Raw genomic sequence first — 7,945 nt, forward strand, 5'->3', positions numbered from 1 at the left:
GCCGGGTGGGTTTGCCCCCCCCACTATCCCCGCCCCCCCCCCCGGGGCCGCGCCCGCCACCCCCCCCAGGACCACATTGTCGATACTGCGCCGCCCCACCAGTTCCGGTGCGACCCGGCGTTCCAGCGGGTAGGGGCGGGCGGCGGTCAGGTCCAGCGCCGCCCGCCCGCGGGTGCGCACCTTGTCCCAGGCCGCGCCCGGCATCCACTGGATCGCCATCTCCATGGCGGCGACCGAGGTGCCGTCGAGTTGGATGTCGATGGCCAGCGTGATGCCGATGACGACGTCGTCGCGCTGCTTCTCCTCGACGATGGTGGCGTCGAGGATGCCGTACCCGGGATGCGGTCGCACCACCAGCCCGGCCAGGTGGGAAATGCGCAGATTGCCGGTATTGAAGATGAACTTCTGGTCCATGCCCGCGCCCACGTAGCGGTGCGCGATCAGGATCGACGCCTGCCGGGAGCATTCCAGCAGCAGCAGTGGATCGTAGGTCGCCGCCTCCGCCATGTGCTCGCTGTAGTAGCTGTGCTGGCGCGGCAATTGAATCCCCAGTCGGAACCGGGGGTACTTCTCGCAGATGATGTCGGTCAGGAACACCTCGCTGATGGCGCTGCGATGCACATGCTCGCGAGGTACGACGGTGGAATACGACAGTTGTGGCTCGATCACACGGGACATGGGTGCTCCGAGGTGGTTTCACGATGTCGCACCGGCCAACGGCCCCATTGCCGGGCAGCAGCGAACATCCAGCCGAAACAGCGGAAAACCAACCAACGGCCTCGGGCATGGAGGGCAGGAGAAGGGCCGTCCAGCGACTCGCGATCGGTGTTCTTCACGCTACCGCACCCGCGGCGGTGTTCAAGTTGTGCTCATGTGACGTACAACTCTGGACAGCGTGCGTATCATGTGCGGCGTCGCACCGTCGGCTCGGCGCGTTCCGCTCTTCGGGCCTTTCGGCACTTTTCCAGCATCCACCGGCATGCCACTGTGATCGCGACACGGCAGGACACGGACAGCAAGGAAGTCAGCCATGATGGTCGCGCTCTGGGTGTGGCTACCCTGCGCCGCCGCGCTCTCATTCGTCATCGGCCATGTCTGGCGCTATCGCCACGACGGCTTCCGCTCCCACCTCTACGGCCCGCGTCTGGACCGCGCCCAGCGCTTCGGTATGCGCGCCTTCCGCATCGGCGTCCCCCTGCTGTTCGCGGTACGAGTCGCCGAAGCCCTTGCCGCCGGGCCACATTCACGCCCGCAGGGCTCCCTCGGCGTCATCCTCCTGTCCCTGCAACTGGTGGCCGTCCCGCTGGCGCTGGCCGGCGCGGGCCTGCTCCTGGTCCCGCCGCTGATCTCCGCCGACATCCGCTCCCGCGTCACCCCGGTGGACCGCATCACCCTGCCGGTCCTGGTCGCCACCATGACCACGGGCATCCTGGTCACCTTCGACACCGGATCCACCGACCACCGATACCGCACCGCCGAAACCCTGTTCACCTGGGCACGTTCCCTGGCCACACTGCACCCGACCCCCGAGGTCATGCACCACGCCCCCGCCGTCTATCAGGCCCGCGCACTGGTCATCATGATCCTGATCGCGATCTGGCCATACACCCGGCTCGCCGGGATCTTCACCATCCCGGCCCTGCGCCTGGCCGGTCGCCTCGCCGCCGCGCGACGCCCTCGGATCACCGCCTCCCGGCGTCGAGGTGACGCAGCACCGCCAGCACGCGTCGGTGATCGTCGGGCCCCGGCGGGAGAGCCAACTTGGTGAAGATCGCGCCGACGTGCGTCTCCACCGTGCGCTCGCCGAGGAACAGCGCCGCGGCGATACCGCGGTTGGATTTGCCTTCGGCCATGAGCGCCAACACTTCTCGTTCCCTGGGGGACAGATCGTCGATGGGCAGGCGGCGGTGGTGCGGGCGGGCCATCATGCGGCTGATGAGGCCGGGGTCGATGGCGCTGCCACCCGCCGCGACCCGGCGCAGCGCCTCCAGGAACTCGTCGATGTGGGAGACGCGCTCCTTCAGCAAATAGCCCAGACCGGCGGCGCTGTCGGCGAACAGATCCATGACGTGCTCGGTTTCCACGTAGTGCGACAGCAGCAGGACCGCGGTGGCCGGGTAGCGGGTGCGGATCGCCCGGGCGGCGTGCACGCCCTCCAGGGTGTGCGTCGGAGGGAGGCGGATATCCACCACCGCCACCGCCGGATGTTCGGTGGCCACGATGCGCAGCAATGCCGTGGCGTCCGCGGCCGTACCCACCACCTCGAGCCCCTCCTCGCGGAGCAGGAGCGCGATACCACGGCGCAGCAGGGCCGAATCGTCGGCGACGGCGACGGTGAGGGTCATGCCGTCACGCTCCGCAGGGGGAAGGTCGCGGTCAGCATGGTTCCCGCGCCGGGCGGGCTGTGCACCTCGAAGGTCCCGCCGAGCGCCGCCACCCGATCGGCCAACCCGTCGAGCCCGCCGCCGGGTGACACCACCGCCCCGCCGCACCCGTCGTCTACGACGCACAGGTGAAGCTCGTCTTCATCTGTCTGGCAACGGATCTGGATGGTTCTGGCGTCCGCGTACCTGGTGGCGTTGGTGACCGCCTCGGCGGCGACGAAGTACGCGGCGGCCTCGATAACGGCCGGTGGGCGGGAGGCGGGCTCGCCCGTGATGCGCACCGGCAGGACGGCCCGCTGCGCGAGCGAGTCCAGCGCCGCGGGCAGGCCCCGGGCGGCGAGCATCGGCGGGAAGACGCCACGCGCGAACTCCCGCAATTCCGCCAGCGCGGTGTCCAGCTCGCCGACGCCCTCGGCGAGCAACCTGTCGCGGGTCGTGATGTCGCCCGCGCGCCGAGCCCGACCGAGCAGAATCGCGGCGGCCACCAGACGCTGCTGCGCACCGTCGTGCAGGTCGCGTTCGACGCGACGGCGCGCGGTATCGGCGGCGGTCGCGAGCCGCTCCCGGGAGCGGCGCACCTCACCCAGCTGCACCTGGAGGTCGGCGCGCAACCGGTCGTGCTCGAGCGCCAAGGCCGCGGCGGCGCGGACGGCGGCCAGCAACTCCGGATCGGCGGCCGGCAGTGCGGTGTCGAAGACCAAGGCCCCCACCGGAACTCCACCGCGTTCGAGCACCGTGGCCGATTGCGGGCCACCCGGGACGGGCAGCGCGCGCCGCCGCCCCTCGGCGTCCACGAAGCACTCGTGCTCCGCTGCGTAGGTCCACAGCGCCAGGGTGGGGTCGCGGACCGCGCGCCGCAGGGCCGTCACGAAGGCCCCGGCGGGCGGCGCGGAGCCGATGGCGGTGACGGCGCTGCCGACCGCCACCCGCGCCAGCTGATAGCGGATCACCCCGAACGCCACAGCGACCGGCAGCACCGCCGAGGTCGGATAGCGCAGATCCAGCAACCAGGCATTCTGCGATCCGGGAAAGCGCACGGCGGAGGCCAGGATGCCGACGGTGACCACGATCGCCACCAATCCGGCCGCGCCCAAGGGCAGGAAGGCGGACCGGTAGGCAGGTGATCCGACGCGCCAACGCCGGGCGATCACCACCGTCACCACCAGACCGCAGACCGCGGCCAGCCCGCCGACGGTCAGCTGGACGACCGTGGCGATCGTCGGATCATGGTGCACCAGCAGCAGATTCACCGATGTCGACGGATGCGTCGTCGCCACCGCACGCGGATCGAAGAACATCCATTCCACCGTCACCCCGACGGTGGCCAGAACCCAGCACGCACCCACGAACCAGCGCTCCCAGCGATATCGCAGCCGACCGGTCGGAAAACCGAGCAGGACCTGAATCAATACCGGCAAATACAGGTTCGTCACCACGGCCGCGATCGTGAACAGCGCCGGATCACTGGATCGCCGCAGTCCCCCGAGCAGCCACAGCAGTCCCGCGACGATGATCAGCGGACCCGTCCACTCCCGCGGCCGCGCCCGCCACGCGATGAAGCCCGCCGCCACGAACGCCGTTCCGGCACCCAGGAACAGCACCAACTCCCACACCCCGAACACCGGCGGGTACGGCCCCCGCGCCGCCACGAACGACTCCCGCGGACCCAGCAGCAATGTCCGCGCCGGATCGCGCATGGCCGCTGTCGACCAGTCCATCGCGACGACGACCGCGACGACCACCAGCGCGGTCGCCGACACCACGGCGAAGCCCGCCCGACAATTCACCGCACACCCCGCAGCGCCATCCCGACCGCTCACAGCATGCGCCGTCCACCGCCCCGAAACCAGGGCCGGTGGTCATGCACCGCGGTCCGGTGCGCGACCGGGAGCCGGTTCTCCGACCGGCCCCCGGCAACCCCTGCGCACCCGTGGCGGGCGGATGCGGGCCCGAATCACCCGTGGGATCTCGTCAGCGAGCCCGGTCAGCCCACGAATCCGCTGGGAAACGCGATGCCGTCGCCCCCCAGGCACACCCCGTTCACCGACCCCGGTGCCAGAAACGGCACAGCGGGTCCGCCGACACCGCCGCCCGGTGTGGTGGCGACACCGACGCCGGGCAGCCCGTACAGCAGACAGGTGGACGATTGATCCAGCGGATCGGTGGTGGTGACGATCCCCTGCGCTCCCGGTGTGACCAGGTCCGGATGGATATACGGGAAGGCCGAGGCGACCCCGCACCCGAGAACGGTCATCAACGCGACGGCGGCCGCGGTCCACAGTGCTCGAATTTTCATAATTCCCTCCGATTATTGTGCACCGCAGCATATTTCGCCGACTCGGTGCGAACTGTGAGCCGCTGCCGATCCGTCCTTCCCGGTCGGCGACCGCCCATCTCGAAGGTATGCCTTCCCCACCGCCTCCCGCCTCCGTGCTCACCCGGAGACGGCTCCGTGCCAACGCGGTCCGATCGGTGACCGAGGTCCGGGCCACCAGCTCACCGGGACGCGCGCTAGCCGGTCGGTCGGGAACCCGCGCCGCGGCGGAGTCGGGCGGCCAGCCAGAGCACCACGCCGTAGCCGAAGGCGGCGTCGGCGGCGGAAACCAAGGCGGAGCTGGGGAAGACGATGGCGTGGCGCAGGCCCGCGTCGGCCAGGGCGCGCAGCCGGTTCAGGATGTCGCCGGGGGTGCCGATGACCAGCCATTCGTGCAGGACCTCGTCGGGCACCTCGGCAATGGCCGCGCGCACGTCGGTCGCGGTGAGGTGGTGTGGCATCAGGTCGATCAGGCCGCGGAAGTCCGGTCCGAAGGGGTGTTTCGCGCCGCAGCGGGTCCAGACCGCCGCCGGGGCGAACAGGCCCAGGTAGCGGACGGCCGGGGCGCGCAGGATGCGGCGCAGGCCCGCGGGCGTGCGGGCGGTGAGCATGGTGATCATCGCGGCGGGCACGATGGCCTCGGGATCGCGACCGGCGGCGCGGGCGGCGTCGTGCACCAGCGCGAGCCGGCGCTGATACTCGTCCGGGGACATGGACTCCCACGGATACCAGCCGTCGCCGTAGCGCCCGGTCAGCGCCAGCATGCGCGGGCCGTGCGCGCCGATCCAGAGGCGCGGCAGCCGGTCGGCGGGAACGGTGAGATCCACGGGTGCGCGATCCAGGCGGTAGTACCGGCCGGTGAAGGTCATGGGTTCGGTCGCGGTCAGGGCGGCGCGCAGCACCCGCAATGCCTCCTCGAACCGATCCACCGGCCGGTCCCACTCGAATCCGTAGGGCTCGAGGTTCTCCCGCTCACCGCATCCGATGCCGAGAATGGGCGCGCGCTCGGTCATATGCGCCAGGGTGAGGAAGGTCTGCGCCAGCAGCACCGGATGGCGGCGGTGCGGGTCGGTGGCGCCGACTCCCAACTGCACCCGCCCCGCGCTCGCGGCCAGATGCGCGAGCAGCGGGGCGAAGTCGAACTGCTCATCCGGGCTGCGCACGGTCTTCGCCTGCGGCGTGAAGTCGGCATCCCAGGCGGCCCTGGGGAACACGCTGATCAGATGATCGGTCGCCAGTACCGAATCCAACCGCCCGAGCCGTGCCATGCGCACCACGAATCGTGCCGCCCCCAGCGGCGGGTTGATCCCGGTGAGCGTACCGACGGCGAAGGACTTCCGCGCATCCGACATCACAGTTCTCCTGGCGATCATGGTGTGCCACAGCGCTGTTCGCGCGCTATCGATAGCGGGGATTGGTGTTGTGCCACTCGAACGAGCCGCCGATCCAATCGCGGACCCCGCGCAGGAACAGCTGCAATTCCGGCGACGGGATAGCCCGCAGCGCGCGATGTTCGGCCTCGAACGCCCGCACCGTGCGGTTGTGCAGGTCGACGGTGATCTCGGTGGCCTCGGCCAGCGAGCAGCCGCGATCTGCCGCGATCTGCAACACCATATTGCAGACCGGATTCGCGTCGGCGGCGTCCTTCTCGACCGAGAGCAGATCATTGACGAGCACACACGCGGTGCCCGCTCGGAACGCGGCCCGGCGCACCCGTTCCTCGTAGAACAGATTCGCGGGTACCTCGTAACCCGCCACCGGGTCGATCAGCGTCATCGAGGTGTAGAACGAATCATGTTGGCGGGCGGCGAGATACTCCCACGCGGACGGCGCCTGCCCGGTGTGCCGCCAGGCCGCGTACGCGGTCCAGGACACGAACATGGAAAAGGTCGCGTAGCAGGCGCGCTGCACCTGATCCGGGGTCGCGTGGCGGCGCAGATTCGAGACGGCGGAATCGAAGGCGCGCAGTACCTTGTCGGTGCGCAGCGTCTCCGCCAGCGGCACACTGAATTCGCCCGCGTCGGGCACCGGGTCCAGTGCGGCCATGGCCATGGTCAGGCGCTGCGGCAGCCGGGTCGGATCCGCGCCCAGTGCCGAATCGTCGGCGTAGTAGTCGTCGGCCATCCACCACGCGGTGTTCATCTGGGCGGCGATCAGCAGTCGGTCGGGATCGTCGGAATCGGTGTGGGTCAACATGACCAGCCGCCCGTAGCCGGTCTCGCGCAGCTTGTCGAGTTCGTCGTCGGTGCAGCCGATGGATTCGGCCCACACCACCAGGCGGTCGTCGATCGCCGCGGCCAGATTGTCGTCGACGCGGGCGGCGGGCGGACAGTAGACCGGCGACGCGGAACCGTCGCCCCATTCGAATTCGCGATAAGGCTCGGCGTCGGCCAGCCGCCGAACCGGTATCCGAAACGCGCTCTCGCCCAACCGTTCCGCGAGATGCGCGGGGTTCGGGACGGCGGTGGCGATCGAGTCCCGCCCGGCGGGCGCGCATCGGTCCGTCCCATCCGGTTCCGGCGGAGCCGGTGTCACGTCCGGCCGCGTGGTGGAGAAGATCCTGGCGAGTTCGGTTCCCAGTCCGCGGGGCCCACCGAGTACCGGGGACCGCACCGCGCCGAGTGCACCCGCGCCGAGTTCACCGCTGTCGTTGTCGATTGTTGTCATCGTGCTGCTCCTGCCACGAGGGGTCATCAGGTGGAGGCAATGCGTAGATGGAGAACACCATCGACTATCCGGCCTCGCGGCCGACGCCGCAGACGATTGCGTGATTCTCTCCGGAACCCGGATGACCGCCCATCGACATCGAATCGTCGTTCCGGGCCGCAGGACGGGACCAAAGTCCCTGGTGCGCGCCGTCCCGGCGGGTAGCGTCGACGATCATGAAGGCTGTTGCGCAGCACCTGCTCTGGTTCCTGCCGATGCTCTGGCTCGGCATGGTGCTGGCGATCTCGTTCCTGGAGGCCCCGCTGAAATTCCGTGCGCCGGGCATCACCATCCCGCTCGGCCTGGGTATCGGCCGCATCGTCTTCCGGGCGCTGAACACCGCCGAAGCGATGATCGCGGCGCTGCTGCTTGCCGCCGCCGGGGCGGTGGGCCCGGCCCCGGCCACCTGGTGGTGGCTCGGCGGCGCGGTCGCCGTCCTGCTCGGTCAACTCGTCGTCGTGCGGCCGGTGCTCACCCGCCGCTCCGACCGCGTGCTGGCGGGCGAGACGCTCCCCCGCTCCGGAGCGCACTACTGGTACGT

The 7,945-nt window shown here is 70.1% G+C and carries 8 protein-coding genes; 2 read left to right on the forward strand and 6 right to left on the reverse strand.

What is annotated here, in order from left to right:
• Positions 1 to 678 (reverse strand): AfsA-related hotdog domain-containing protein (locus QK444_RS27935; protein ID WP_282785132.1); only part of this gene is annotated, 678 nt, incomplete at its 3' end.
• A gap of 352 nt (positions 679 to 1,030) precedes the next feature.
• Between QK444_RS27935 and QK444_RS27940 the strand changes: the two genes are divergently transcribed.
• A complete protein-coding gene (locus tag QK444_RS27940) occupies positions 1,031 to 1,768 on the forward strand; it encodes a respiratory nitrate reductase subunit gamma (protein ID WP_282785133.1) in 738 nt (245 codons plus the stop codon).
• Here QK444_RS27940 and QK444_RS27945 read toward each other — a convergent pair.
• The 5 genes from QK444_RS27945 to QK444_RS27965 form a co-directional block, all read right to left on the reverse strand.
• On the reverse strand, positions 1,683 to 2,345 hold the full coding sequence (locus QK444_RS27945) for a response regulator transcription factor (protein WP_282785134.1): 663 nt from the start codon (positions 2,343 to 2,345) through the stop codon (positions 1,683 to 1,685). The genes QK444_RS27940 and QK444_RS27945 overlap by 86 nt on opposite strands.
• A complete protein-coding gene (locus QK444_RS27950) occupies positions 2,342 to 4,171 on the reverse strand; it encodes an ATP-binding protein (protein WP_282785135.1) in 1,830 nt (609 codons plus the stop codon). The genes QK444_RS27945 and QK444_RS27950 overlap by 4 nt, the downstream gene beginning before the upstream one ends.
• A gap of 197 nt (positions 4,172 to 4,368) precedes the next feature.
• The gene (locus tag QK444_RS27955; protein ID WP_282785136.1) at positions 4,369 to 4,680 is read right to left on the reverse strand and encodes a hypothetical protein; all 312 of its coding nucleotides are present in this window, start codon (positions 4,678 to 4,680) and stop codon (positions 4,369 to 4,371) included.
• Between the two features lie 215 nt (positions 4,681 to 4,895).
• Positions 4,896 to 6,050: an LLM class flavin-dependent oxidoreductase gene (locus QK444_RS27960; RefSeq protein WP_282785137.1), complete on the reverse strand. Its 1,155-nt coding sequence runs from the start codon at positions 6,048 to 6,050 to the stop codon at positions 4,896 to 4,898.
• Positions 6,051 to 6,096: 46 nt separating this feature from the next.
• Positions 6,097 to 7,365 carry a family 2 encapsulin nanocompartment cargo protein terpene cyclase gene (locus QK444_RS27965; RefSeq protein ID WP_282785138.1) on the reverse strand — a complete coding sequence of 423 codons (1,269 nt, stop codon included), beginning with the start codon at positions 7,363 to 7,365 and terminating at the stop codon, positions 6,097 to 6,099.
• 215 nt (positions 7,366 to 7,580) lie between these two features.
• Between QK444_RS27965 and QK444_RS27970 the strand changes: the two genes are divergently transcribed.
• Positions 7,581 to 7,945: hypothetical protein (locus QK444_RS27970; RefSeq protein WP_282785139.1), on the forward strand; the 365-nt coding region annotated here is incomplete at its 3' end.

It is taken from the genome of Nocardia sp. CC201C (assembly GCF_030010695.1).
GTDB lineage: Bacteria > Actinomycetota > Actinomycetes > Mycobacteriales > Mycobacteriaceae > Nocardia > Nocardia otitidiscaviarum.